Below are 26,674 nucleotides of genomic sequence, written 5' to 3' on the forward strand. Positions count from 1 at the left end.
AAGTCATGGAAGCATTGCAGCTACCCCAATTTCCCCTACCGTTTGAGTACAGATACCATCCACACTTCGATGCCGACAATCCGGAGACCGATCGTTTTGAGGTGGCGGCGCGAGCTTACAGGGATCGATTTCAACTGTTTGATAGTGAACTTCAGCGAGAACGCGTGGGCAAGATCTTGTCGGCGAAGCTCGGCGCGCTATTTTATCCCGTTGGAAGCGACGAACTTCTCCAAGTCGGGGTTGATTTTGTTGTGTGGGGCTTCACACTCGATGACGAGTATTGCGACGAGGGGCCAATAAGCAGGGATCCGACGGTATTGATCAAGAAGCTCACCGAGATCCAGCATGCATGCGACACACCGGAATGCTCGATGTCTGATGATCGCTACGTACTCGCCATGCAGGATTTGAGGCGCCGGATTGATCGATATTCAAATCCGGTGCATGCCGGGCGATTTGTGGATGCTATACGCACTTACATGATCGGAGAGATGTGGAAGGCCGTGAATCCCAGGCCGTCCCTGAATGATTACGTCCTGATGCGTTTATATGGTGGTGGCGCTTGGGCCTATCCGGTGTTGGCGCACATCATCGCTGGCATCGATATCTCTCAGGAGGAATACGAAGACCGCCGGGTCCATGCGTTGGCTCAAATCATAGGTACTATATGTGCGTTGGATACTGATCCCTTTTCCTACGTCAAGGAGCGCAGCCGCTCCGGCGAAAAGGAACACGATGTCATTACGGTGATACAACGCCAATTCAATTATTCGTTCGAGCAAGCCATAGATCACTACTTGGAGATGCGGGCTCAGGCTCTCAGCCTGTTCTTGCGACTGAGAGACGACGTTTATGCTACAGCTTCTCCGGCCGTTCGCGCCTATATTGAATCGCAAGTTCTTTACTACGCAGGCGGTGAACATTGGACTCAGTCCACCTACCGTTATTCGCCGAGCGGCCTTGATATTAGCGACGAATTCGTGCGCGGCGGGTTTGTTAACGCCCCCGTACAGGAACGCTTTGAATCGTGGGGGCTGCCATCGATGGAATGGTGGTGGGAATACGATCCTGCACGTACGGCTGGTCAGGCTGGCGACAGGCGAACAGCTTGAATCGAGCAGATTGCCGTGAAAGGTGTATTTCATGCACGGATGGAAAATGGCCATGCATTCCACGTCCGATAGTCATCGCGCCGCCATCGACGCAAGCTCGGCGCAGGTCGCCGACGATGAGATCCTTACGAAACTTCGACAGGTGCTGGCCGGAATGGGGGATGGCGGGCGGATAAGCGCATCCGTGTATGACACTGCGCAGGTTTTGCGCTTTGCGCAATTGCCGGGTGATGCATCTGCTGCCTACGCTTGGCTGCTCGACAAGCAGCGGCACGACGGCGGCTGGGGAGAATCTGACGACCCGATGCATCGTTTGGCACCCACCATTGCAGCCATGCTTGCGCTTCATGAATGCGCTTGCGACGTGCGGTATGGGGCCGCGCTGAACGCTGGAAGTGTCTTCCTGGCACAACAAGATCTGTCACGGCTGTCTGTATTGCCTGACGATATGCCCATAGGAGCGGAGCTCATTCTGCCTCGTCTCTGCGCAGAGGCTCAGGAAGCCGGCCTCGATCTTCGGATGACACTTCCCGCGACGTTGGTTGCCACGGGCGCAATTCGTCGCGACAAGCTGCGCGAAATGAGTGCGACGCAGGCTGGAAGCCCGGCGCTTCATTGCTGGGAAGCGTGGGGCGATCGACCGGCGGCGGAAATGCTCGGCGACGACGGAAGTCTTGGGTTGAGCCCGTCGGCGACTGCGGCATGGCTGAACACGGCGCGTAACTCGTGTTTCAGTCGCGATTCCCTGCGCTGCGCGACGCATTATTTGCACAGAGCCACTTCTGGCACTGGCGAAACAGCATACGGTGTCGTGCCATGCATCTGGCCGCTCGATCTCTTCGAATCTGCCTATATCCTGCATGCGCTGGCGATGGGCGGTCTGCTTCAACATCCAGCACTTGCTAAGCCAGTTTCACGTGCTGCGGCGATGTTGCGCAATGGAATCACGGAACAGGGAGCGGGCTTTTCCACTGGTCTTTCCTCCGACGGTGATACGACCGCTGTAGCGATGGCCGTGCTCGCCCTCATTGGAACTCCGTTGGAGCACGACCCGCTTCGCCGTTTTGCGCGCGGTCATCTGTTCATGACCTACCCGGACGAGCGCAATTCGTCGCTGTCGACGGTAATCCACGCGGTGCATGCACTGCGTCTGAGAGGCGAACCAGCGAGGGCCAGCGAATCCTATCTATGGCAGAGGCGTCATGTCGACGGGTTATGGCGCGAGGACAAATGGCATGCATCGTGGCTTTACGCCACGTCTCATGCCGTCGCGGCGTTGAGCGAAGGCGATATCTTTTCACAGCGTGATCTGACGCTGACGGGGATACTCATGCGACAAGATGCGTGCGGCGGTTGGGGGGCCGCCGCACCGACTTTCGAGGAAACCGCTTACGCGGTGCTCGTGTTGGTCAGACTGGCGGGAATGCAACCGTCATCCTGGGTGTTACAAGAAAGTATTTCGCGGGCTTTCCGCTGGATGCGAGAGATCGACCAGTCCCTCGCCAGACCACCGGCTCGGGCGCTTTGGATCGGCAAGCAACTGTACTGTCCGATCCGTGTCGTTCGGGTGATCGAATTGACGGGCCTATGGGTGGCTAATCGCTGGCTGCGGCAAAGTGACGAAATAGCGTCCGGCGCAAGGCCGACACATGCTTCCCAGGAAACGAGCTGATGCATTCGATCATCTTATTCCGGCCGCGAGGGAACCTATGCTGCTGAATCCGTTGAATCGACGTGTGCGCGAGCAGCAAGGCATGCCGGTCATGGCAGGAGCCTTTCCGGTGCTCGGTCATCTGCCGGCCGTCATGTCGAGTTTGACCGATCTGCTCAGGTACGCCGAGCAGCGTCACGGGACACATTTCTGGCTCGAAATGGGCACTTTCGGCCGGATGCTGGTCTGCACGCAACCCGAAGCTTTCGCGTTATTCAAGAACAAGCACGTGCTTACGGATCTGCTGGGCGAAGTGGCTCCGCCTCTCAAGGACACAATGGCGACGCAGGATGGCGATTCGCATCGAAGCACGCGTGCCTGGGCCAACCCGGCGTTTCAGCCGCAAGGCCTGACTGGGGCGAAGGTGGGCGACTTGTTCGCGGACATCATGCTCGCGAGGATTGGACAGTGGCCGGTGAGCGCCCCGATTCGACTAGTCGATGAAGTGAGTGACATGTCGTTGACGATGATCTTCCGGATGCTCGGCGTGGATGAACAGGCCATCGCGGAATGGACGCGTTTTTACAGCGATTATTTTCTGGTATCCGCGTGGCCGGTGGATTTGCCAGGTACGCGATTCCGGCGCAGCAGGCATGCGCAGACATGGATCGATGCGAACTTGCAGACGCTGATCGACGACGCGCGTGCCCGGCCTGACGCCGGCGGCCTGCTGGCCATGCTTGTTCACTCGATCGTCAGCTCGAACGTCGCACTGACTGATGCGAGTCTGCTCGCGAATCTGCGGGCTTTGATTCATGCTGCCCACAAAACCACTGCGGTCACCATGGCGCAATTGGTAATCAAGATTGCGCAACACCCCGAGTATTGGGCATTGCTGTGCGCTGAAGCCAAATCGATTGGCGAAGTGCCGCGCAATCCTGCGAATCTGGTTAGTTTTCCGTATGCGGAAGCACTGTTCCGGGAAACCCTGCGCTATCACCCTGCGTTCCCGCTTGCGCTTCGCCGCACTGAGGAGGCAATCGATCTGGGCGGTCGCTCGATCGAGGCCGGCACACGGTTCATCATTCCGCTCGTGCTGCTGTCGCGCAATGCCGAGCTTTATCCGCAGCCCGACGTATTCATGCCGGGGCGCTGGATGGGGCGCAACGAAGGTCTGAAGCCGATCGATACCATGCAATTCGGAAATGGCCCGCATCGCTGCCTTGGATATCACACGGCATGGATGCAACTGGTCCAGTTTGCGGTCGCGTTGGCGCTGACCCTGAGCGCTCGGGGAGTTCGGCCGCGTCTGGTATCCAGCGATGCAGGGCGCCATCGTTTCTTTCCGCTGACTTACCCACCCAGGACCACCCGCATCGCGTTTGAATGAGTGGGGCTGTCGGTGTAGAGGTGTTCGCGAATGCGAGCCAACGTTCTATCGCTTCGGGAGAAAACGGCAATGACGCAGAGACATGACAGCGTAGTTCCGATCAAGGTCATCAACGGAGCCACGATTGATCACTATCAGGACAAGATCGAGCAGGTTTATGCCGATTCCCCGGACGAATGGAAGAAGGTCATCGGCAACGAACTCTGGTATCAATACGGCGTGTTTGACAACAAGATGGATAAGCGCGATTTGCCGCTGGATGCGTCCGGGCGGCGGCATATGGAATACCAGTTCGAGTTGGCCGAGCGGGCCGGTGCGGACCTATCCGGGCAAGCGGTCCGCCGGGCTCTGGATATCGGTTGTGGTTGGGGGCCGGTGTTGAAGTTCCTGGCTGAGCGATTTCCCGATTGCCAGTGCATCGACGGTGTCAATGTCAGCCGGGCGCAGATGGAATGTGCGAGTCAGATGATTTCCCAGGCTGGCTTGAGCAAACGGGTTAATCTGTACCTATGCAATGCGAAGGATATCGGTGATTTGCCTCATCCCGAGATTCTCTACGATCTGGCGATTCTGCGCGGCAGCCTCATCCATTTCACCCCGGAAGTGCTCCAGGAGACGATGCGGTTGCTGGCGGCGCGGATGCGCGCCGGCGGTACGGTGATCATTTCTGAAAGCCTTTATAAAGTCGATCTCGCCACGTATCAGTCGTTCATTCCCGACAAGGTGGACCGGGCCGCCTCAGGATATCGAAAAACGCCGGAGGGTCTGCAAAAGACGCTTGAAGACCACGGATTCTTCGTTATCGATCAGCGGATTCTGCCTTCCAACCAGGAAGTCGTTCAATGGTATGACTTGGTCAGGCGAAATATCGACGCGTATTTTCCGTCACCGAGAAAAGTGACGTTCGAAGAACTGCACGATATCGCGATCAGTTTTTCGGATGCGCTGCTCAAGGATAAAGCGTCGTCCTTCAGCTTCATCGCACGTCGAATGTGACTGCCTGAGAAACAGCGGGAGAGAGCAAGGCTGATCCCAGGCCCGCACGATCGACAGGACCAATGCTTCCCCGTGTGTTTGCCGCCGTTGTCGCCATTGTGAACTTTGCGGTGCTGGCGGGGGGACAGAGCCGGTTATTCGTAGTCGGCCAGTGTTATGTCGACGTGCGAAGCATAGCGGGTATGGGGCGGGCGTGGATTGCGTCAGTGGTTCGGTGCAGCAGCGACGCGGTGATCGGCCTCAGCGGCTGATGAGCACCGTCTCTCTCACCGCGGAGGTTGCTACGAAACACTTTGGAAAAATGATATGAGTACGCTAATAAAGCCGCTAACGTCGAGCGCTATGGTTGTGAACCGCGATGCCGGGACAACAAGCTTTCCTGTACCAGTAGTTGACGAGCGCAAGTGCTTGCCCTATCCGAACGGGTGGTTTGCGGTGTGCTTCAGCCATGAACTTAAACCCGGAACCGTGCTCACCGTCCGGTTCATGGGGCGCGAATTGGTAGTGTATCGAACCTCAGCCGAAGAAGTTTGCGTGATCGATCCACATTGCCCGCATCTGGGCGCGCACCTAGGACACGGAGGGAAGATTGACGGGGACAATCTCGTTTGCCCGTTTCACGGGCTTGCGTTCGCGTCGAATGGCGTCTGTATCCGAGATTGCAACGGGCAGGCACCTCCTCGGGCCGCGTTGCACAAATGGATTTCGCACGAGCGAAATGGCATGGTGATGGTATGGCACGATCGTGACGGACGCGCGCCCGAGTGGGAGATCGCGGAAATCGATGCCACAGGCTTCTCTTCGGTCAAATACAGCCAGCGTGAGATGCAGGGATTTCCACACGACCTTGCGGAAAACAGCGCCGATGCCGCGCACTTTGCCTGGTTGCACGGTTTCACCGAGGTCGAGATGAATCATGTCGCAGGCTATCACTGGATCACTTCCAAAATGAAGGGTCGCTGGCGTGGCACTCTCATTCATCTGAAATTGACCGCTTACGGGCTTGGCCATGTCCATGCCGATATCGAGGTGCCCGATTTCGGTATGAAAATGGAAACGCGCGCTTTTTCCACGCCAACCGGGCATCATGAATGGACATTTAGGTGGACTGACATTATTCGATTCGCTAGGTTCGACGCTCTGCCCACGTTTATCAGAAAACCGTTATATGACCTGATCCTGTGGCCTACGCACTACTGGATTCTTTTAATATCGAGCAAGGATTTTCCGGTGTGGGCGCATCGTGCCTATATTCGGAATCCGAAGTTCATGGCGAGTGATGCGTCACTGGCTGCGTTTCGGCGATGGATGGTGCAGTTCTACCCAGCCAGCCCCGATTCGTCGGATGCAACGACTGAAAGTGCAGCCGTCGTTTTCGATCGTAATAGATGTCCTTGATGCAAGGGCGTCGAGCGTACGAATTGGGCCGACAGAGGTGGCCACTCAAATTCGGACAGCATCGCGCGTCTCCGTGGTTGCGCTATCTGCTCAGTGAAACGTCGGTGAACTGATCAGGCAGCAATGCTTGTACTTACGGCCACTACCACATGGGCATGGCTCATTGCGACCGATCTTCGGTTTTTCACGACGCATAGGAGCGTGTCCTGAAATGCTCGCCAACGCGTGCCGATGGGACTAGAAGTAACGGTAGATGTGGATCAGCCCAGCGATCATCGTCTGCAGAAGTTCTTCACGCTTTTCGGCAGGTATCGGCGGAGGCCTCATCTGTGGGTCGGGATCGCGCTCATGATGCAGCATCATGAGCGCGATGATCGGTCCACCGTGGTTCTCGCTGTGGATCAGTTCATCCCAGCTCGCGGAGCGCATCTGCACGCCGCGCATGAATCCGTGCGCCCAGTCGTTGGCTGGAGCAACACCATCTTCACGTTCGAGCAACACGGGCAGGTACACATTTGGCTCATGCAGCGTCTTCAGCAACTCCGTGCTGATCGTGTTCCAGTGACGCATGAGCAACCCAATAATTTCAGTGGCCTGTCCATCACTTTCGAACGAGAAATCGTCCTCCATATCTGCGGCAGATATTCGCTGGGCAACACGGCAGTCAAGGTTCATCCGGACGGCACCGGTGCGTTAAAAAAAACGGACCTTAGGCTATCGGAAAGTCCTGAGCCGGATGGACCACCAAGATTCATATGGTTGCCGCGGATGCTCGAACAGCCATAACGTTCGCGCTGTCGCCCGGCCAGGCAGGTGACGCGCCGCAGGGGCGCGAGTGACTCAAAAGCCTGGGGCCGACCAATCGGCCGCTGCACCTGTTGATGGATAAAACCTACGAGGGCGATGAAACCAGGCAGTTGGCACTCGACCTGGGCTTCATCCCGGTTGTTCCATCTAAAAGCAACCGCCTTGAGTCGTGGGAATACGACCGCGAAATGTACAAGCGCCGTAACGAGGTCGAACGTCTGTTCCGGCGACTCAAAGGCTTTCGCCGGATCTTCTCCCGGTTCGACAAGCTGGACGTCATGTTCCTCGCTTTCATCAGCTTCGCGCTTATTGTCGATGGACTTAGATAGCGTGAACACGCCCTAGTATTTTTTATACTCGTAACCTGACTCATGAAAACGCGTCAGTCCCGCACCGCCGTCAAGGCGCCGATCGGACCAGCCTTTCCGGATGCCGATTCGCTCGCTGCGTTGCGTGGCTGGTACGCTGGACTGGACTCGCGTGCGGCCGTTGGTCGTTATCTGTCAGATCACCGAATCCCCGGGCAGTCCTCACGTACACTCATCGGTCGTATCCGGCGACAGCTGATCGAATTTGCAGGAAGTCGACGTCGACCAGACCTGGCTGCCCTGTTTCGGCATACCGCCGGCGGTCGACAGCGCCATGCGAATGCCGTTGAACGTGCCATCGAGATACTGCGTGTTTTGCCTGTGCCGCAGCCGCAGATTACCGACGACATCGATCAATGGCTCGTGCCCCGCACGGCAAAGACGTTGAGCCGACACGGCTTGCGCACGCTCGCGGATCTCACGGTCCGGATCCCGCGTCGGCGTCGCTGGTGGGCCGCGATCGAAGGCCTCGGCATTACGGGCGCACGCCAAGTCGAAGCGTTCTTTGCCGCACATCCACAACTGTCCGAACGCGCCCGAGCGCTGATTTCCGTCACCCAGCCAGACGGGATCGTGCCCTGGGAACAGTTGCGCCTTCCACACGAAGTGGACGGATCGACGGGGACATTCCGCGCACCGCGCGAGGCTTGCACGCTCAATGGCACCAACGACTATGAGGCCGTCCAAGCTTGGCTTGCGTTGCACGAAACCACTTCAACCCAGCGGGCATACCGTAAAGAAGCCGAACGGCTGATCCTCTAGGCCATCGTGGAGCGCGGCCGAGCGTTGTCGTCGCTCACGACCGATGACGCGATCGCCTACCGGGCATTCATCCGGCGTCCGACGCCGCGCGAACGGTGGGTCGGCCCGCCGCGGCCGCGCGATTCGGTTGAATGGCGACCGTTCTCGGGTGGCCTGGCGGCCCGGTCGTCCGCCTATGCGCTGACCGTACTTTCCGCGCTGTTTCGATGGTTGATCGAGCAACGCTACGTGCTCGCAAATCCGTTCGCCGGCGTCAAGGTGCGCGGACACGCGTTGCGTCCGGCGCTCGATACCACGCGTGGCTTCACGGAAGGCGAGTGGTTGCTGCTACGCACGATCGCGGACGGTCTGGAGTGGTCATACGGCTGGTCGGAGCCGGCTGCACAACGACTGTGCTTCCTGCTCGACTTAGGCTACGCGACGGGCCTACGCGCCAACGAACTGGTTAGGGCGACGCTTGGCGACGTGCACGTTGACGAGCGCGGCGATCAATGGCTCCACGTGACCGGCAAGGGAAGCAAGCGCACCCGTGTGGCACTGCCGCCGCTCGCGTGCGACGCACTCAATCAGTGTCTCGTGCAGCGCCAGTTGCCCGTCACGCCTGAACAGTGGAATCCCCGAACGTCATTGGTGGCCAACCTCGGTGAGGACGGCGGCGCCAGTATCGTCGGCGCGCGGCTGTGGCACGTCATGCGTCGGTTCTTTCTGCAGGCCGCCGATATCATCAAGCCGGCGCATCCCGCGCTCGCTGAGAAGCTGCAGCGGGCAAGCCCCCACTGGATGCGTCATAGCCATGCCAGCCACGCTCTCGCTCGTGGCGCTGGATTGACGACGGCTCGCGATAATTTGCGCCATGCCTCGATCGCGACAACCTCAATGTACCTGCACGGCGACGATATCCTACGCGCCCGAGAAATCAATCAGGCGTTCGGAAGGCGGTAGCATCGACCACGGTCGATGTTAGCGTGCAATATTTTCCGTTTTCTGAAGTCTCCCCCACTGGAATGATGTCGTCAATTTTTTTGGCATGCTGAACTATTGAGGCCGGATCGATCGATTCGATTGAGCCGACTCACTTCGGCATCCTCAATTCACTCGCCGGCAGCCGGCTCGTCGATTTCAATTCGCGCATCGAAATCGTGCTGAGCAGTTCCTTGACGCCCGGCAGCGACCGGAGCCGATTCAATACGAAGCTCGAGAACGTATCGAAATTCTTCGCGACGATTTGCACGAGATAGTCGTGCTGTCCGGTCGTGTTGTGGCACGCGACCACTTCCGGCATCGCCATTACGCCTGCTTCGAACGCGCGGCAGGTTTTCTCGGTGTGGCTGTCGAGCGAAATGTTGACGAACGCGACGATCTCGTAGCCAAGTGCGCGCCGATCGAGGATCGCCTGATAGCCTGAGATGAAACCGTCGGCTTCGAGCCGGCGCAGGCGCTTCCAGCACGGCGCCGCGGACAGCGCCACACGATCGGCCAACTCCGCGTTGCTGAGGCGTCCGTTTTCCTGCAGGATCTTCAGGATCTTCAGATCTGTTTCGTCCAGCTTCATGCCGATCGCCATTTTTTATGAAGGAAATGAAGAAAGAAAGATTCTTTTGATTATAGGGGCGTGCAGGAATGAAATGGAAAGCATATTTCCTGCTAGCTTTCTTACACTGAGTCGATTGGCGATAGGCGCGGCGCGCGGCTTACCGCGCGCCGGCGGACCGAATCGCAGCCACCGTAAATAGGAGTCACCGCATGACGTATTCGAGCTATCACAAGAAGGACATCGACGGCCGTCCGTTGCATCCGGAAACGCAGATGATGTCGTACGGATTCGATCCGTTCCTGTCCGAAGGTGCGGTGAAGCCGCCGGTGTTCCTGACGTCGACGTTCGCGTTCCGCTCGGCGGAGGACGGCGCCGATTTCTTCGACGTCGTGTCGGGCCGCAAGCCGCTCCCGCAGGGCGAGGCGGCGGGTCTTGTCTACAGCCGCTTCAATCATCCGAATCTCGAGATCGTCGAGGACCGCCTCGCGCTGCTCGACGGCTCCGAGGCGGCCGTCGTCACGTCGAGCGGGATGTCGGCGATCAGCGCGATCTTTCTTGCGTTCCTGCGCCCCGGCGATCAACTGGTGCAATCGGTGCCGCTGTATGGCGGCACCGAAACGCTGATCGCGAAGTTCTTCCGCGAATGGGGCGTGACCGCACATCCGATCGAGGACGGCCTGTCGCCGCAGTCGATCGGCGCGGCGCTCGAAGCCGCCGCGCAGCAAGGCCCGGTGCGGCTTTGCTACGTCGAGACGCCGGCGAACCCGACCAACGCGCTGATCGATCTCGACGGGATGCGCCGCGAGCTCGATGCATTCGAGACGCGTCACGGCTATCGCCCGATTTCGGTGTGCGACAACACGCTGCTCGGGCCGATCTTCCAGAAGCCGAGCGAGCATGGCGTCGACATGTCGGTGTACTCGCTGACCAAGTATGTCGGCGGCCATAGCGACCTCGTCGCCGGCGGCGTGACGGGCCGCAGGGATCTCGTCGCGAAGGTGCGCGCGGTGCGCAGCGCATTCGGTTCGCAGCTCGATCCGCATTCGTCGTGGATGCTGATCCGATCGATGGAGACGGTCGTGCTGCGGATGAAGCAGGCGGCGCGCACGGCGTCGGCGGTCGCGAAGTGGCTGGCAACGAATCCATATCAGACGGTCGACGTGTATCACCCGGAGCTGATCGCCGACGACGCCTATCAGGCCGTGTACAAGCGGCAGTGCGAGGGCGCGGGCTCGACGTTCGCGTTCGTGCTGAACGGCGGCCGCGCCGAAGCATTCCGCTTCATCAACGCGCTGCATTTGTTCAAGTCGGCGGTGAGTCTCGGCGGCACCGAGTCGCTGATCTGCCATCCGGCGTCGACGACGCATTCGGGCGTTCCGCAAGAGGCGCGCAAGGCGGCGGGTGTGTCGGAAGGGTTGATTCGCGTGTCGATCGGCCTCGAGCACGAGGACGATCTGATCGCGGATCTCGACAACGCGTTTAGCCGATCCGGCCTCGCAGCGAGCGAGTAACGCGCGAGCGGCGACGGATCCGCGAACGATCGGCCCGGCGTAGTCAGCGTTCCTGAACGAGCACTGCGCCGGGTCTGACGGCGTTGGTCGATATGGACGTCTGCTCGGTGCATGTCCGGAAACGGCGGCTGGCGGCGCTGCGTCGCCAGCCGTCGGTCATGATGAATTGCTTTCGATCCCGATGCGGATCAATCGGAATGGGATCGATACGTTTCCAATGCGGCAATGATCGAATTTCTTGATTCGAGAAAGTTTTTTTGCGTTCGCTTGATTTCCTCTCCTGTCTTCGCGAAACCGATTTTCGGGACGAGCGTCGCCGCATACAGATCGATCATCCACAGGGGTGGGTGGTGGGAGACCTCATTGTAGAGCTTTGCCGCGATGGTTTCCGCATCGATTGTTGAGGGATACATAATAAAATTTTCGAGGAATTGACGTAGTTAACCTAGGTAATTTTTGGCGGTTGGTCAATTCACTGATTGATGTTTTTATGGTGCCTGATTGGAGTGGTTTGAGGCGGAAGTTAATGAATAAATTAATAAGGCATTCGAAGGTATTAGAAATTAATTAAGTGTTGAATAGCGTTGTCTTCATAGCGCGCGATGCCTCGCCCGAGACAAGGCTGCCGTCACCTTGCACGGTGTGTCGATTCCGCCCGTTGATCCCGCTGCCGGCGTGCGATTGCAATGCCGGCGATCGCCTGCCCGTCACGCCACTCGGCGTGTTCGGTCGAATCCCTGTCTCGCCGCACGTGTATCCGCGCGAAGCCTGTCAATACGTTTCGATATGTATCCGTGATTGCGTTCGTCGTGCGCTCGCCTCGACAATTCTGCACGGCAGAATTCACAGGGAGATTCGATGAAAACGATCAATCGCTTCGCGAAGCGCGCGGCGCTCGTCTGCTGCGCCGGCGGCGTGCTCGTGAGCGGGGCCGCGTTCGCGCAGGTCGATCTGCAAAGCCTCGGCGCGTCGCTGCTCGGCGGCGGTGCGTCACAGCAGGCGAGCGCGTCCGGCACATCCGGCATGTCGCAAATGCTGCAGTCGTACGTCGGCGCGAACCAGCAGGTGCTCGCGGGACAGGCGAGCCTTGCATCGGCGATGGGGCTCACGGGCGCGGCCGGACAGGCGCAGCACGCGGCAGGTCTGTTGACGAACGGAGGCGCGAGTGCGCTGACGCCCGGTGCGTTGTCGCAGGTCGGCGGCGCGCAGCAGTCAGTCGCGCAGGCGTTGACGCAGGCGTTCGCATCGGGCGGCGCGAACGGCGCCGCGTCGGGCGCGGGCGTCGACAAGGCGGCGTTCACCCGAGGCCTGACGTCGCTCGGCGAAGGCATCACGCAGTATTCGCAACTGCAATCGGGGCTCGGGAGCCTGGGGGCGTCGAATCCCGCGTCGCTGCTGCAGGCGGGTCTCGATCCGAACAATCTGAAGGCTGCGTCGTACATCGCACAGAACGCGCCGAACCAGTTCCAGTCGATCGGCGGCACGCTCAGCGCAGCCGTGCAGTTCGCGGCGAGCCATGGGATCTCGGTGCCGTCCGTCGCATCCGCGGCGCTCAAGCTGCTGCCGTAACGCGCTTCGTCGACGCGCGCGCCGCCGCGACGGCCGGCGCGCGCTTGGCCTTGCGTCAGACGGGGTTATCCGCGTAATGCTATGGTGACGCGTTTCGTCCCCATCGGATTGTCCACATGCGCGACGCAGTCGATCTTTCCCGTTATTTCGCCCGCATCGGTTATCACGGACCGGCGGAGCCGACGCTCGACGTCCTTCGCCAACTGCAGGTGCTGCACCCGCAGTCGATTCCGTTCGAGAACCTCAATCCGTATATCGGCGCGCGCGTCGCGCTCGACCTCGAGTCGGTGGTCGACAAGCTGATCGAGCAGCGACGCGGCGGTTACTGTTTCGAGCAGAACAAGCTCTTTTACACGGTGCTCGCGCAACTCGGCTTTCGCGTGACGCCGCTGATCGCGCGCGTGCGCTGGCAGCGTCCGCCCGAAGAGTCGACCCCGCAGACGCACATGCTGCTGCGCATCGATTTGGACGGCGCGACATGGTTTGCCGACGTCGGTTTCGGCTCGACGACGCTGACGGCGCCACTGCGCTACGACCTGAACGACGCGCAGTCGACGCCGCACGGCATGTATCGCGTCGTCGACGCGCCCGTCGCGGGCGAGCTGGAAATCGAGTGCGAGACGCCGAACGGCTGGCAGCCGCTGTATCGCTTTTCGCTGAAGCCCGTCGAGTGGATCGATTACGAGGTCGCGAACTGGTATACGTCGAGTCATCCCGATTCGTTCTTCACGCATGATCTCGTCGTGTGCCGGATCCTGCCCGACGCACGCGCGCTGCTTTTCAACGATGCGCTGACGTTGCGCACCACGGAGGGGGCGGCGCAAACGACCCGGCTGTCGGATGTCGATGCATGGACGGCGTGCTTGCGCGAGCGCTTCGGGCTCGACTTGAGCGGATTCGACGCGGCGGCGCTGTACGCGCGGGCGGTGGCGCGCGCCGAAGCGGCGGCGGCCGCGGCCGCCGAGCGGCGCGAGGACGGTGGGACGACGTAATGCGGAGCCGTGTGGTGTGCGGATGCGGCGGGCGGCAAGAAAAGCGATGTGTGGAATGCGCCACTTCGATTGCGGCGGTGCAGCACGCGTAAATGAAGGTTCCGGTGCGGCAAGCGCCGCTCATCGCATGCAATTCGGTGCACGGCGGCGACCTTGCGCAATCGGCGAGGCACGCCCGCGCAATCGATCGAGAGGAGACAGCCGAGGAGGAAACGGATGCGTGAAGTACGCTGGGCGCCGCTCGAAGACGACGGGATCGAGCATCTGGCATTCGAGCGACACGCGGGTGGCAGCATTGCCGAGAGCGTGGTCGTCGGGCGCAACGAAGGACGCGCGTACGGTCTTGCGTACCGCGTCGTCTGCGACGAACGCTGGCGCGCGAAGCACGTGCTCATCAAGATGATGGGCGGCGGCGCGCTCGAACTGCGCGGCGACGGCGAAGGCGGGTGGCGCAACGCGGCGGGCGAGCCGCTCACCGGGCTCGACGGCTGCATCGACGTCGACATCGCCGCGACGCCGTACACGAATACGTTGCCGATCCGCCGCCTCGAACTCGCGCGCGACGAACGGCAGACGATCGACGTCGTCTACGTGTCGATTCCCGACCTGGCACTCAGCCGCATGCGGCAGGCGTACCGGTGCGTCGAGCCGGACCGCCGGTATCGCTACGAAAGCGTGGCGAGCGGCTTCACCGCGGTGCTGGAAGTCGACCGCGACGGGCTCGTGATCGACTACGAGATGCTCTTCAGACGCTTGCCGGACGACGTACGCTGATTCGCCCGTGGCCGGTCGCCCGATTTTGCGGCGGCGACAGCAGTGAGTTTCTTCGGCTCGTGCGCGATCGCGAACCGGCCGATCCGCGCGGCGATCAGCGCCGCGTCGCGGATCACCGTCCAGTGCGACGCGGCAATCTCGTCGCGCCGGTGGGCGCCGAGCCAGCGGTCGAGGTTGCGGGTGAGGGCAGGCGTCACGTACCGATCGTAGCGCGGCACGATGATCTGCACCGGCGCCTGCGCATAGCGTTCGCGCGGCCGACGGGCGCGCTCGATGAAATTCGCGCGGTAGAGCTTGAGGCCGTTCAGCCCGTTGCGCAATTGATCCGGATCGGCGTCGACGACGATCCGCTCGGTCCTGCGCAGCCACAGCGGCCACAGCTTCGCGCCGCCCAGGCGCCACGCGAGCTCGGGGACGAACGGCAAATGGAAGAACGCGATGTACCACGACTTCAGCGTCTGCTTCAGATTGAGCGGCGCGCGAAGCACGTGATCGAGGCACGGCCCCGAAATCGACGTGTATGACGCGAGCCGACCCGCGATCGACGGATCGGTCGCCGCTTCCCAGCATTGAATCGAGCCCCAGTCGTGGCCGACGAGGTGAAACGGCCGGTTGCCGCACGTCACGTCGGCGACGGCGAGCAGATCCTGCGCGAGCGCGGGCAGCTTGTAGTCGGCGCGGCGCTTCGGCGCATCCGATGCGCCCGCGCCGCGCACGTCGTACGCGATCACGCGAAAGCGCTTGTCGAGATGCTCGCGCACGCGCTCCCACACGCGCGCCGAATCCGGATAGCCGTGCACCAGGATCACGGGCGGAGCATTGCGCGGCCCGCTCAGATAGACGGCAAGACGCACGTCGCCCGAGCGGACCGTCAGCGTGTCGCGGACGGACGCCATCGCTTGTCCGCTTACCCGTGCTGCTGCGCCGGCGACGAATGAAGCGGCACGCGGCGCGGCGCGGCCTGGTCGGCATAGCGCTCGTTCGCAGCTTCGATGTTCGCGAGCAGCGTGTCGATGCCCTGCAGGTACTGCCGGTTGTCGTGATCCCACGGATGGAAGCCCGGCCGGAAATAGTCGAGCCATTCGAGCGCGATGCTCGGGAACACGCCGTTCTTCGGGCTGTACAGGTACTTGACGAGCCGCCACATCCCCTTCAGCTTGCCGTGGCGCATCCGGTGCGCGAACATCAGGCGCACGTGGAAGTCGAACACGACCGTCCAGAAGATCAGCGTCGTCAGCAGCATCGTGCCGGTGCGCAGTAGATAGGTCTTCACACCCGGCTTCATCACGGTGTTCCACACGTCGTACGAGACCGCCTTGTGCTCGGTCTCTTCCATCGCGTGCCACATCCACACCTGCTTGTAGCCCTCGACCGAGCCGTCGATCCGATGCTCGTGGCCCGTCAGCAGCAGATTCGCGAGGATCGCCGTGTAGTGCTCGAGCGCGATCGTGATCGCGAGCTGCATCGAATTCGGCAGCACCTTCTTCATGTAGCCGAGCAGCGCCCACAGGCGCTTGTCGAGCTTGTGCGCGGGCAGGCCGGCCGATTGCAGCAGATCGTTGTACTCGATGTGCTCGCGCGTGTGCATCGCTTCCTGGCCGATGAAGCCCGCGACCTGCTTCTTCAGCTCGGGATCATGGATCTCGTCGCGGTAGTTGCGCACCGAATCCATGAAGAAGCGCTCGCCCGCCGGGAACAGCAGCGACAGTGCGTTCATGAAGTGCGTGACGGGCGTGCCCTGGACGTGCCAGTCGTGCGCGCGATCGGGGGGCAGCGCGAAGCGGATGTCGCGCCGGACCGGCATCAAATGCGGTGTCGTCATGATTGCTCTCCTCCCTGGTTGCCTGCGTTGTTGTACGTTGCGTGCACGGGCGCCGGCGTCGCGCGGCGGCGCGCGCGGGCGCTCTGCAGCTTCGTCGCGAGCACGACGAGCGACTGATACGCGGCGGGCAGCGTGCGCGCGAGCCAGTCGGCGCCGCGCGCGTCGCGGCCGATCAGCACGCGGCGCTTGTTCTTGCGCACGCCCAGCAGGATCACGCGCGCCGCTTCGTCGGCCGTCGTGATGAAGAACTTCTCGAAGTCCGCCTTGCCCTGCTGCTCGCTCTCGACCATGAAGCCGACCATGTTCTGCGCGAGCCGCGCCGATTGCGCGATGTTCGTGCGGATGCCGCCCGGATGCACGCAGGTCGCCGACACGCCGCACTTCATCAGGTCGAGTTCCTGGCGCAGCGACTCGGTGAAGCCGCGCACCGCGTACTTCGTCGCGTTGTAGCCGCTCATGCCCGGCTGCGCGAAGATCCCGAAGATGCTCGACGTGTTGACGATGTGGCCTTCGCCGGATGCCTTCAGGTATGGCAGGAACGCTTTCGTCCCGTGGACGACGCCCCAGAAGTTGATGTTCACGATCCACTCGAGATCGCTGTATTCCATCCCGTCGATCGTGCTCGACAGCGCGACGCCTGCGTTGTTGAAGACGAGGTTCACGCGGCCGTGCGCAGCGGCTGTTTCGTCGGCCCAGGCGTGCATCGCGGCGCGGTCGCCGACGTCGAGCACGCAGGTCGTTACGCGCACCGACGGCGCGAGCGCGCGGACGATCCGCTCGGTCTCGGCGAGGCCGACCGCGTTCTTGTCGGCGAGCGCGACGTGGCAATGCTGTTGCGCGAGCTGCACCGCGAGCGAGCGGCCCATGCCCGAGCCGGCGCCCGTGATTGCAGCGACTTTGTTGGAAAAGGATTTCATGTCGTAGGCTCGTGTGGTGTCTGGGCTCAGGCGGTCGTCTCGGCGGAGGTCGTCGCGACGACGGCGTTCGGCAGCGCCGGCGCCGGCTGCGCGTTTTGACGCGGGTTCGCGTAGTACGCGTGGTAGTCCGCCATCGAGAAGAACGCGGTTTCCTGCCGGAAGCGCCACGTGAAAGTCGGCCACAGCGTCGTGTTCTTGCCGTTGCGCGGATCGAGATACCAGCTGTTGCAGCCGCCCGTCGACCAGACTGCGCTCTTCAGCTTGTTCTGGATGCGATTGTTGTATTCGAGCTCGACGAGCGGACGGACTTCGATCGCTTCCGCGCGCTCGGTGCGCATCGCCTTCAATGCGCCGAGCACGTACTCGATCTGCGACTCGATCATGTAGACCATCGAGTTGTGGCCGAGACCCGTGTTCGGTCCCATCAGGATGAACCAGTTCGGATAGCCGGGGACGGTCGCGCCGAGATACGCGTGCAGGCCGTCGCGCCATGCGTCGACGACGTCGACGCCGCCGCGCCCGACGATCGTGCCGCGCGGGAACGGGTTGTTGACCTGGAAGCCCGTGCCGTAGATCAGGCAGTCGACTTCATGGCGCTTGCCGTCCGTCGTGACCACCGCGTTTTTCTCGATCCGCTCGATGCCCGTCGTGACGACGTCGACGTTCTTGCGCGTGAGCGCCGGGTAATAGTCGTTCGACATCAAAATCCGCTTGCAGCCGATCGTGTAGTCGGGTGTCACCGCGGCGCGCAGCTCCGGTTCGGAAATCTGCTTGCCGATGTGGCGCAGCGCGAGCTTCTGCACGAGCTTCATCGTCGACGGATGGATCGCGAAGCCGAGCACGCGCGATTCGAGCATCCAGTAGAGACCGCCGCGCAGCAGCTTCTGCGTGAACGGCAGATTGCGGAACAGCCATTGCTCGAAGCCGCTGACCGGGCGGTCCGGCTTCGGCATGATCCACGGCGGCGTGCGCTGGAACAGCGCGAGGTTCGCGACGCGCGGCGCAATCTGCGGGACGAACTGGATCGCGCTCGCGCCCGTGCCGATCACGGCAACGCGCTTGCCTTCGAGCGGATAATCGTGATTCCAGTCCTGCGAGTGAAACGTCTCGCCCTTGAACGTCTCGATGCCGGGGATGTTCGGATACGCGGCGCGCGACAGCCCGCCCATGCCGGATACGAGCACGCGCGCGGACACGCGCTTGCCGTTCGCGAACGTCAGGTGCCAGCGATGCGCGGTCTCATCGTAGGTCGCGTTGGCGAGCTCGTGGTTGAAGCGCAGATGCGAGCCGACGTTGAAGCGCTGCACGCAGTCTTCCAAGTACGCGCGGATTTCCGGCTGCGGCGCGAACATGCGCGTCCAGCGCGGATTCGGCGCGAACGAGAACGAATAGACATGCGACTGGACGTCGCACGCGCAACCGGGGTAGTGGTTGTCGCGCCAGGTGCCGCCGACCGAACTGGCTTTCTCGAACACCGCGAAATCCTGGTTGCCGGTTTGCCGGAGGCGAATCGCCATGCCGAGCCCGGAAAAACCGGTGCCGATGATGGCGATATCGATGGTTTCTTCGTGGTTTGTATTGTCGAGCGGATCGAAAGACATATTGCGCGCGTTCATCCAAGCGTCTCCATTTGGGCTCACTTTTTACTGTTACATTGATTGATGTAACCATAGATCGTGAGAGCCGAAACCGCAAGCCGGGTAGACACAGCCCTCTAAGCGCGGGATTCAACGGATGCCGACGCCCGCCGGATGCGCTTGCGCGGGAGAAAGCGCGGTGGGGCGGAAAATCGTCATGCTGCGTCGCAAAATAGCGTGTAATCTCCACAGATTAAGGATTGCGACGCGGATTCGATTAATTTGATTTGCGGCGCAGCACGCCGAATGCAATCGTCAATTGCGCGACGGCATAAAAACCCCAGATGAGATAATCGACGCCGGAAAACGCGCCGAGAAAACGATTGATGCCGATCAGCGCGTCGGAGGCGACGAACACGAGTGCGCCGATCGCGACCTGCGGGCCGGGCGTGCGGGCGCACAGCGCGAGGCTTGCCATCGCGACGAGCACGGCGATGTAGACGGCGACCGACGCGGCGAGCGCGGCGAGATGGGGAAAGAACGCGGCGTAGAGCGCGGGTGCGGCGATCCACAGAGCGACGAGCGCGGCGGCGCGCAGTCCGCTCGGCGCGGCGCGCCACGGCGCGAACAGCGCGCAGTACGCGAGATGCGCGAGCAGGAACGCGCCGAGGCCGGCGATGAACGACGGCGGCCATTCGGAAAGCGAGAGCAGCACGTCGCCGAGCATGGACCCGGCGAATGCGATGCCAAGCCATGCGCGCTCGCGCGCGAGCGGATGCTGCAGCGCTGCGAGGAACAGTAGCGCGCCGAGCGCGGCTTTCGCGGCGGGCTGGCCGGAATAGGGCGCGTGGCCGAGCGACAGCCCGTACAGCAGCGCGGCAAGCGCGGCGGCGAGCCAGAGGCCGCGCGTGCGCGGGGGCAGGTTGGGCAACACGATCGGGCGGTCTCCTCGCACTCAGCTCGTTATCGGTCGCGCGGGCGGCGTCGCGGGCGACGCACGACGTCCGCGCGGCCGTCCATTATCAGCAAGAAGACGTTATCGGGGACGGACGAATCCTTCTAACCGGATCGACTTGTCCGGCTGCGGGCGAGGCGCCGTGCCTATTTCGCCGCGAGCGCGGCGGCGGCGTTCCGGTCGGTCCAGACGTTGTCGCCGACGGTCAGCTTCTGCGGGATCAGCTTCGCTGCGTGAAACGCGTCGGCGACGCCCTGTTGCGACGCGACGATCTTTCCGTCGAGCGGCGCCGCGCCGTACGGCACGCGTTTCACCCAGGTCTCGACGAGCGCCTGATCGAGGCCGATTTTCGGCGCGATCAGCGCGGCGGTTTCGGCGGGATGCGCGTTGACCCACTGGCCGGTCTCGCGCAACTGCTGCAGCACCGCGCCGACGATGTCCGGATGCCGGGTCGCGAAGTCGCGCGTCGCTTCGTAGAAGTTGTAGGCGGAAGGCAGGCCCGTGTAGTCGGCGAGCGTGCGCGCCTTCAGCGCCTGCTGCGCGGCCGCATAGTACGGGTCCCAGACGACCCACGCGTCGACGTCGCCGCTCTCGAACGCGGCGCGCGCGTCGGCGGGCGGCAGATAGATCGGGCGAATCTCGTCGTAGCGCACGCCGGCCTTCTGCAGCGCCTTCAGCAACAGGTAGTTTGCGCTCGATCCCTTTTGCAGCGCGACTTTCCGGCCTCTAAGGTCGGCGACGGTCTTGAGCGGCGAATCGGCCTTCACGATGATCGCCTCGTTGTGCGGCGACGGCGGCTCCGCGCCGACGTAGACGAAGCGCACGCCACTCGCCTGCGCGAACACGGCGGGCGGAGCGCCCGTGTAGCCGATGTCGATGCTGTCCGCGTTCAGCGCTTCGAGCAGTTGCGGGCCGGCCGGGAACTCGAACCACTTGACCGCGTAGCCGAGCGGCTTCACCCGCGCCTCGAGCGAGCCTTGCGCCTTGACGACAGCGAGCAGTCCCGCTTTCTGATAGCCGACGCGCAGCACCTTGCCGCCCGCGTCGTCCTGCGCGAAGGCGGCGACGGCGACCAGCGACGCGAGCGCGGCGGCTACGGTTCGGGGAATCCAGCGGGCAGGGCGAATCATCGGCAATCTCCACGACGTTGAACGAAACGGGTGGCGCGCACGCCGCTCGGGTCGGGAAATCGTCGCACGGGCAGTCGCCGGTGCGAACCAAGCATTGCCGATATCAATATGACGCGCGCGCGTCTAACGTTTTTTCGGAGCGTCCTTCGCCGCGGTTCGTTCGAACCCGGACTCTCCGTCGCGCGCCGCCTGGGAACTCAGCTTCTTGTCGAGGATCGTCGCGACGCGGCCGCCCAAATAGGCGCTCGACGCCGCTTCGAGCGCCCGGTTCATCTCGCCTTCGACGAACACCGACGAGAGCGGACGCAGCCGCCAGATCGCGTCGACGAGCGCCGGCACGTCGGTCGGCGGCGGCAGCGAGCCTTCGTCGTAGCGATCGAGGCGGCGCACGACGAGCTCGACGAGCACGCGCGCGATCGCATCGAAATACGGCCGCGTGATGCTGATCGCGTCGAGCAGTTCGCGCGCCGGGATGCCCTCGCGTACCATCGCGGCCGCGGCTTCGAGGAGCGCCGGACTTTTCGCGACGAACGACATGCCGCGCCGCTCGAGCAGGCCGAGCTCGGCGACGCGCCCGAGCGATGCGGGCGTCTGCGGGCCGAACATCTGGATCAGCTGCGCGAGCGAGAAGGATTGCGGGCGCTCGTTGGACCAGCGGCCGCCGATCGCGTTTTCGAGCCCGAGGATCGAGCGCAGGTCGTGGCCGTCGTCGATCGCCTTGATCAGGTCTTGGATGTTCGACAGCGTGTAGCCGCGCGCGAGCAGATGATTGATGACCTTCAGGCGAGCGACGTGCGTGTCGTCATAGATGCCGACGCGGCCGCGTTTGCGCGGCGGTGCGAGCAGGCCGCGATCCTGATACGCGCGTACGTTGCGCACCGTCGTATCCGACACGCGCGCGAGCTCGTCGACCGTGTATTCGTTCAACGTCGACGCGTCCGGGGCAGCGTCGGCGGGAGTGGTTGGGTTCGATTTCGGCATGCAACGATTTTAGCGCGACCGAGCGCTTCAGTGCGAGGCGTCGGCGTCGGAGGGCGGTTTTTGTGCGCCGTCTCCGAGCACACGCTGCATCAGCGCGGTGTCGATCCAGCGGCCGTGCTTGAAGCCCACGCCGCGCAGCGTGCCGACCGGCTCGAAGCCGAGCGCGCGATGCAGCGACGTCGAGCCGCCGCTGCCGCCGTCTGCGACGACCGCGATCATCTGCCGCCATGGCCCCGCTTCGCAACGCTCGATCAGCGCGGCGAGCAGCACGCGGCCGATGCCGCGGCCGCGGTGTGCGTCGTTCACGTAGATCGAATCTTCGATCGCGTAGCGATAGGCGCTGCGCGGCCGATACGGCGTCGCGTACGCGTAGCCCGCGACGACGCCGTCCAATTCGGCGACGAGATACGGCAGGCCGTGCCGCAGCACCGCTTCGCGTCGCGTGCGCAGATCGTCGACGGAAGGCGGCGTCTCCTCAAACGACGCGACGCCCGTCACCACGTGATGCGCGTAGATCGCCCGGATTGCTTCGAGGTCGTGCTCGGCGGCGTCGCGGATGATGGCGGTGGAAAGGGTGGGCGCGTCGGAGGCTTTCATCGCAAAACGGGGCGGGAGTGATGGAATCGATACTATGCGCGCCTTCAAAAATGTCCGCAAAGCGAGGGACGCGATCGCGCGCAGCCGGAATTTCCGGAGATTGCGCGCGCAATGGGCGGTCATTCATGTTTCGATTTTCCAGCGGCGGCGAAGACGACTCGATTCGATCGATGGTGCCTTGCGATTTCGCTTAACGCCGTCGACTGCCTTATAATCCGCGGCCGTTCCGAGACGCGCGGCGTGCAGCGGGAAACCGGCGTTGTCGTTCGACACGAGCGCGCCACGAAAAAATGCCCGCGATGATTTGAACGAAATGAATAAACAAAACAGCAAACCGGCCGAACTTCAAAAGAAGAACGATGCGCGTCGCAAGCCCGGCGCGCGGGCCGCGCTCCTCGACAACGACAACATCGTATACGCGCTGCATGTCGGCCACGAGCTGAAGTTATTCCCGCAGCCGTGCAAGCGGGACGCGAAGTGATCGACCGGGCCGCCGCGCGCGCAGGCGGCTCGAGTCACGCTTTTTTCCTGAACGGCACGTCTTCGACGAACCACGCGAGCGCGAATGCGATCGCAATCACCGCCGCTGCACACAGATAGACCGTGTGCAGCGAGCTCGCGAACGCGTGCAGATACGCGCCGCGCACCGTGTCGGGCAACTGGCGGACGGCCGAGGGGCCGAGCGACGGCGGCAGCTCCGCGTCGGGCGGCAGCGCGGCCGCGAGTCGCGCGTGCAGCCCGTTCGAGAACAGCGCGCCGAACGCGGCGACGCCGAGCGAGCCGCCGATCGAGCGAAACAGCGTCGCGCCGGACGTCGCGACACCCAGATGCCGGAACTCGACCGTGTTCTGCACCGCGAGCACGATGACGGGCATCACCATGCCGAGTCCGCCGCCCAGCAGCGCCATGTACAGGTACATCGCGCGCAGCGGCGTGTCGAGCGACAGCGTCGCGAGGAGCAGCATCGCCGCGCCGGCGACGAACGTGCCCGCGATCGGAAAGAGGCGATACTTGCCGAGCTTCGTGATGAGCCGCCCGCTCGCGATCGACGTCGCGAGTATCCCGCCCATCAGCGGCAGTAGCTGCATGCCGGCCTTCGACGGCGTCGAGCCCTTGACGACCTGCAGATAGAGCGGCAGGAACGTGACCGAACCGAACAGCGACAGACCGACGACGAAGCCGATCAGGCTGCACAGCACGAAGGTCCGGTGGCGGAACAGCGCGAGCGGCATGATCGGCTCGGCGGCGAGGCGTTCCTCGTAGACGAAGCCCGCCGTCGCGACGAGGCCGAGCGCGAGCGTGAGCCATAGCTGCGGCGACGACCACGGCAGGATCGTGCCGCCCTGGCTCGTGAACAGCACGACGCAGGTGAGTGCGGTCGCGAGGAACGCGGCGCCCGCGTAGTCGATCCGATGCCGCACGTGCGCGGTGTGCGGCTTGAACGCCGCGCCAATCACCGCGAACGCGAGCGCGCCGAGCGGCAGATTGATGTAGAAGATCCAGCGCCATGACAGGTGCTGGACGAGAAACCCGCCGAGGAGCGGCCCGATCACCGTCGCGATTCCGTACACGCCGCCGAACATCCCCTGAAAGCGGCCGCGCTCGTCGGGCGGGATCAGATCGGCGATCGCCGCCATCGTGACGACCATCAGCCCGCCGCCGCCGAGCCCCTGCAGCGCGCGCAAAACGATCAGTTGCGTCATGTCCTGCGCGAGCCCGCACAGCGCCGAGCCGACGACGAACAGCACGATCGCCGCCTGCAGCACGATCTTGCGCCCGTACAGATCGCCGAGCTTGCCGTACAGCGGCAGCACGACGGTCGACGACAACAGGTACGCGGTGACGACCCAGGACAGCTGCTCGAGGCCGCCGAGCTCGCCGACGATCGTCGGCAGCGCGGTCGACACGATCGTCTGATCGAGCGCCGACAGCAGCAGCACGAGCAGCAGCGCGGCAATCGTGAGCCGCACGGACGCGCCCGGGCGGCCGGCGTCGGCTGGGGCGGGCAGCGCGGAGGATTCGGTAGGCATAAGGCGTCGTTTCGTCGTTGGGGGCGACACGGAATGTAGGAACAATCGATTGACTAGTCAATATCTGCTTCGTCACAACATATTCCAGCGGTTACGAACCGTGACGGCGGCCGTCGGGCGGCGCGCCGCGGCAAGTCGCCGCAGCGCTTGATGCGTCTCAAGTTTTCAGGCGCGGGGCCGTAATACCGGCGACTGTCCCCCAAACCGACGGCTACCACTTACGGCTTTTCCTGGTCATGAACGCTTTTTTTTCCCGCTTTTCGATTCGCACCCGGATCTTCTCGACGCTCGGGCTCGTCGCCGTGCTGCTGACGATCACGGGCGTGATCGGCTTCTTCAGCATGCAGAACTCGAACGCCGCGCTCGACGACGCGTACACGCGGCAACTCGCGGCGAAGACGGCGCTCGCGTCGTCGAGCCTCAACCTCGCGATCACGCGCACGACGCTCGATCGCGTGATCCTGCATCCGGAGGCGCCCGACACCGCGAATACGATCGCGAAGGCGGAGCAGTACCTGGCCGCGTCGGACCGCGGCTGGCGCGATTATGACGCGCTGCCCCGCAGCGACGACGAGAAGGCGCTCGCCGGTCAGGCGAACGCCGCGCGCCGCGCGCTCGTCGACGATGCGCTCAAGCCGATGATCGACGCGCTGAAGGCGGGCCGGCACGACGATGCCGATCGTCTGATGATGACGGTCGCGCCGCCGCTGTCGGTTGCGTGGACGAAGGCGACAACCGCGCTCGACGACGCGCGCGCAGCGTACGGCAAGGCGGCCCACGGCGACGCCGAGCAAATGTACGTGTGGCTGCGGCTCGCGCTCGGCGGCGGGATCGTGTTCGGTCTCGCCGCATGCCTCGGCTGCGCGATCGGCCTGCATTTCGCGATCTCACAGCCGCTCGTGCGGATCCTCACGCACCTGCGCCGCTTGTCTGACGGCGATCTGACGACCGAACTGCGCTGGACGTCGCACGACGAAATGGCCGAGCTCGTGACCGGCCTGACGACGATGCAGCGCAGCCTGTCCGACACGGTGCGCAAGGTGACGGACGGCTCCGAGTCGATCGCGACCGCGACGCGCCAGATCGCGGCCGGCAACACCGACCTGTCGCAGCGCACCGAGGAGCAGGCGGCCGCGCTGCAGCAGACCGCGGCGAGCATGGAGCAACTGACCGCGACGGTGAAGCAGAACGCGGACAACGCGCGCGAAGCGCAGAACTGCGCCGACACCGCGACCAACATCGCGACGAAGGGCGCGACGGTCGTGGGCGAGGTGGTCGGCACGATGGCCGAGATCGATCAGAGCTCGCAGAAGGTGGCCGACATCATCGGCACGATCGAAGGGATCGCGTTCCAGACCAACATCCTCGCGCTCAATGCGGCGGTCGAGGCGGCGCGCGCGGGCGAACAGGGCCGCGGCTTCGCGGTCGTCGCGGGCGAGGTGCGCACGCTCGCGCAGCGCTCCGCATCGGCGGCGAAGGAGATCAAGGCGCTGATCGGCGAATCGGTCGAGCGGGTGGCGACGGGCTCACGCCTCGTCGGCTCGGCGGGCGACACGATGCAGGAGATCCAGCGCGCGATCGCGCGCGTGACGGGCATCATGACCGAGATCTCGGCCGCGTCGAACGAGCAGCGCGACGGCATCGAGCAGGTGAACCGCGCTGTGTCGCAGATGGATCAGGTGTCGCAGCAGAACGCGGCGCTCGTCGAGCAGGCGGCGGCCGCCGCCGCGTCGCTCGAAGAGCAGGCGGACGGGTTGCGCCGCACGGTCGGCGCATTCCGCGTCGCCTGACGTTTACGCTG

At 63.1% G+C, this 26,674-nt stretch carries 22 protein-coding genes and 4 pseudogenes; 13 read left to right on the forward strand and 13 right to left on the reverse strand.

Features of this window, described 5'->3' with window-relative positions:
- Positions 1-5 precede the first annotated feature (5 nt).
- From WS70_RS23870 to WS70_RS23895, 5 genes are all read left to right on the forward strand, one after another.
- Positions 6-1,112 (forward strand): terpene synthase family protein, encoded by a 1,107-nt coding sequence (locus tag WS70_RS23870; RefSeq protein WP_159082951.1) that lies wholly within the window; start codon positions 6-8, stop codon positions 1,110-1,112.
- 52 nt (positions 1,113-1,164) lie between these two features.
- Complete coding sequence (locus WS70_RS23875) at positions 1,165-2,784, forward strand: prenyltransferase/squalene oxidase repeat-containing protein (RefSeq protein ID WP_159082952.1); 1,620 nt, start codon at positions 1,165-1,167, stop codon at positions 2,782-2,784.
- A gap of 37 nt (positions 2,785-2,821) precedes the next feature.
- The gene (locus WS70_RS23880; protein WP_059598477.1) at positions 2,822-4,153 is read left to right on the forward strand and encodes a cytochrome P450; all 1,332 of its coding nucleotides are present in this window, start codon (positions 2,822-2,824) and stop codon (positions 4,151-4,153) included.
- 69 nt (positions 4,154-4,222) lie between these two features.
- Complete coding sequence (locus WS70_RS23885; RefSeq protein ID WP_059598476.1) at positions 4,223-5,149, forward strand: SAM-dependent methyltransferase; 927 nt, start codon at positions 4,223-4,225, stop codon at positions 5,147-5,149.
- A 306-nt stretch (positions 5,150-5,455) separates the two neighbouring features.
- Positions 5,456-6,547 (forward strand): Rieske 2Fe-2S domain-containing protein, encoded by a 1,092-nt coding sequence (locus WS70_RS23895; protein ID WP_082722452.1) that lies wholly within the window; start codon positions 5,456-5,458, stop codon positions 6,545-6,547.
- A 90-nt stretch (positions 6,548-6,637) separates the two neighbouring features.
- Here WS70_RS23895 and WS70_RS33695 read toward each other — a convergent pair.
- Positions 6,638-7,206, reverse strand: a pseudogene (locus WS70_RS33695) (UPF0149 family protein); the annotation flags it as partial.
- On the opposite strand from WS70_RS33695, the pseudogene WS70_RS23905 reads away from it, so the two are divergent.
- Positions 7,190-7,683: pseudogene (locus WS70_RS23905) on the forward strand (IS5 family transposase); the annotation flags it as partial. The pseudogenes WS70_RS33695 and WS70_RS23905 overlap by 17 nt on opposite strands.
- Before the next feature lie 42 nt (positions 7,684-7,725).
- Positions 7,726-9,426, forward strand: a pseudogene (locus WS70_RS23910) (phage integrase family protein).
- A gap of 130 nt (positions 9,427-9,556) precedes the next feature.
- On the opposite strand, the gene WS70_RS23915 reads toward WS70_RS23910, so the two are convergent.
- Both WS70_RS23915 and WS70_RS33700 read right to left on the reverse strand, forming a co-directional pair.
- Positions 9,557-10,036 carry an Lrp/AsnC family transcriptional regulator gene (locus WS70_RS23915; RefSeq protein WP_059474049.1) on the reverse strand — a complete coding sequence of 160 codons (480 nt, stop codon included), beginning with the start codon at positions 10,034-10,036 and terminating at the stop codon, positions 9,557-9,559.
- Positions 10,037-10,051: 15 nt separating this feature from the next.
- A pseudogene (locus WS70_RS33700) lies at positions 10,052-10,248 on the reverse strand (hypothetical protein).
- Between WS70_RS33700 and WS70_RS23925 the strand changes: the two are divergent.
- Positions 10,228-11,529, forward strand: coding sequence for a cystathionine gamma-synthase family protein (locus WS70_RS23925; RefSeq protein WP_059598472.1), 1,302 nt, complete (start codon positions 10,228-10,230; stop codon positions 11,527-11,529). The pseudogene WS70_RS33700 and the gene WS70_RS23925 overlap by 21 nt on opposite strands.
- Before the next feature lie 188 nt (positions 11,530-11,717).
- Here WS70_RS23925 and WS70_RS23930 read toward each other — a convergent pair whose 3' ends face one another.
- Entirely contained in the window at positions 11,718-11,942 is a 225-nt protein-coding gene (locus WS70_RS23930) for a hypothetical protein (protein ID WP_059598471.1), read from the reverse strand.
- A 445-nt stretch (positions 11,943-12,387) separates the two neighbouring features.
- Between WS70_RS23930 and WS70_RS23935 the strand changes: the two genes are divergently transcribed.
- The 3 genes from WS70_RS23935 to WS70_RS23945 all read left to right on the forward strand — a co-directional run bounded on the left by WS70_RS23935 (position 12,388) and on the right by WS70_RS23945 (position 14,864).
- Complete coding sequence (locus WS70_RS23935; protein WP_059598470.1) at positions 12,388-13,098, forward strand: hypothetical protein; 711 nt, start codon at positions 12,388-12,390, stop codon at positions 13,096-13,098.
- A gap of 116 nt (positions 13,099-13,214) precedes the next feature.
- Complete coding sequence (locus WS70_RS23940) at positions 13,215-14,090, forward strand: arylamine N-acetyltransferase family protein (protein ID WP_059473946.1); 876 nt, start codon at positions 13,215-13,217, stop codon at positions 14,088-14,090.
- 216 nt (positions 14,091-14,306) lie between these two features.
- On the forward strand, positions 14,307-14,864 hold the full coding sequence (locus WS70_RS23945; protein ID WP_059473947.1) for a putative glycolipid-binding domain-containing protein: 558 nt from the start codon (positions 14,307-14,309) through the stop codon (positions 14,862-14,864).
- On the opposite strand, the gene WS70_RS23950 is transcribed toward WS70_RS23945, so the two are convergent.
- The 8 genes from WS70_RS23950 to WS70_RS23985 all read right to left on the reverse strand — a co-directional run bounded on the left by WS70_RS23950 (position 14,822) and on the right by WS70_RS23985 (position 22,843).
- Positions 14,822-15,760, reverse strand: a complete 939-nt coding sequence (locus tag WS70_RS23950) for an alpha/beta fold hydrolase (RefSeq protein WP_059598469.1) — start codon at positions 15,758-15,760, stop codon at positions 14,822-14,824. The genes WS70_RS23945 and WS70_RS23950 overlap by 43 nt on opposite strands.
- An 11-nt stretch (positions 15,761-15,771) precedes the next feature.
- A complete protein-coding gene (locus WS70_RS23955; protein ID WP_059473949.1) occupies positions 15,772-16,686 on the reverse strand; it encodes a metal-dependent hydrolase in 915 nt (304 codons plus the stop codon).
- On the reverse strand, positions 16,683-17,603 hold the full coding sequence (locus WS70_RS23960) for an SDR family NAD(P)-dependent oxidoreductase (protein WP_059598468.1): 921 nt from the start codon (positions 17,601-17,603) through the stop codon (positions 16,683-16,685). The genes WS70_RS23955 and WS70_RS23960 overlap by 4 nt, the downstream gene beginning before the upstream one ends.
- A 26-nt stretch (positions 17,604-17,629) precedes the next feature.
- The gene (locus tag WS70_RS23965; RefSeq protein ID WP_059598467.1) at positions 17,630-19,219 is read right to left on the reverse strand and encodes a flavin-containing monooxygenase; all 1,590 of its coding nucleotides are present in this window, start codon (positions 19,217-19,219) and stop codon (positions 17,630-17,632) included.
- 238 nt (positions 19,220-19,457) lie between these two features.
- Positions 19,458-20,114: a lysoplasmalogenase gene (locus WS70_RS23970; RefSeq protein WP_059598466.1), complete on the reverse strand. Its 657-nt coding sequence runs from the start codon at positions 20,112-20,114 to the stop codon at positions 19,458-19,460.
- A gap of 167 nt (positions 20,115-20,281) precedes the next feature.
- Positions 20,282-21,265 (reverse strand): sulfonate ABC transporter substrate-binding protein, encoded by a 984-nt coding sequence (locus tag WS70_RS23975; RefSeq protein ID WP_059598465.1) that lies wholly within the window; start codon positions 21,263-21,265, stop codon positions 20,282-20,284.
- A 123-nt stretch (positions 21,266-21,388) separates the two neighbouring features.
- Entirely contained in the window at positions 21,389-22,246 is an 858-nt protein-coding gene (locus tag WS70_RS23980) for a MerR family transcriptional regulator (RefSeq protein WP_059473954.1), read from the reverse strand.
- A gap of 27 nt (positions 22,247-22,273) precedes the next feature.
- Complete coding sequence (locus WS70_RS23985; RefSeq protein WP_059473955.1) at positions 22,274-22,843, reverse strand: GNAT family N-acetyltransferase; 570 nt, start codon at positions 22,841-22,843, stop codon at positions 22,274-22,276.
- Between the two features lie 259 nt (positions 22,844-23,102).
- Between WS70_RS23985 and WS70_RS31835 the strand changes: the two genes are divergently transcribed.
- Positions 23,103-23,324: a hypothetical protein gene (locus tag WS70_RS31835; protein ID WP_159082953.1), complete on the forward strand. Its 222-nt coding sequence runs from the start codon at positions 23,103-23,105 to the stop codon at positions 23,322-23,324.
- 34 nt (positions 23,325-23,358) lie between these two features.
- Here the strand turns inward: WS70_RS31835 and WS70_RS23990 are convergent, their stop codons facing one another.
- Complete coding sequence (locus tag WS70_RS23990; protein WP_059473956.1) at positions 23,359-24,873, reverse strand: MDR family MFS transporter; 1,515 nt, start codon at positions 24,871-24,873, stop codon at positions 23,359-23,361.
- Positions 24,874-25,109: 236 nt separating this feature from the next.
- Here WS70_RS23990 and WS70_RS24000 point away from each other — a divergent pair, with 236 nt between their 5' ends.
- Positions 25,110-26,663 (forward strand): methyl-accepting chemotaxis protein, encoded by a 1,554-nt coding sequence (locus WS70_RS24000; RefSeq protein WP_082716562.1) that lies wholly within the window; start codon positions 25,110-25,112, stop codon positions 26,661-26,663.
- Positions 26,664-26,674: the final 11 nt, after the last annotated feature.

The organism is Burkholderia mayonis, assembly GCF_001523745.2.
Taxonomy (GTDB): Bacteria; Pseudomonadota; Gammaproteobacteria; order Burkholderiales; family Burkholderiaceae; genus Burkholderia; species Burkholderia mayonis.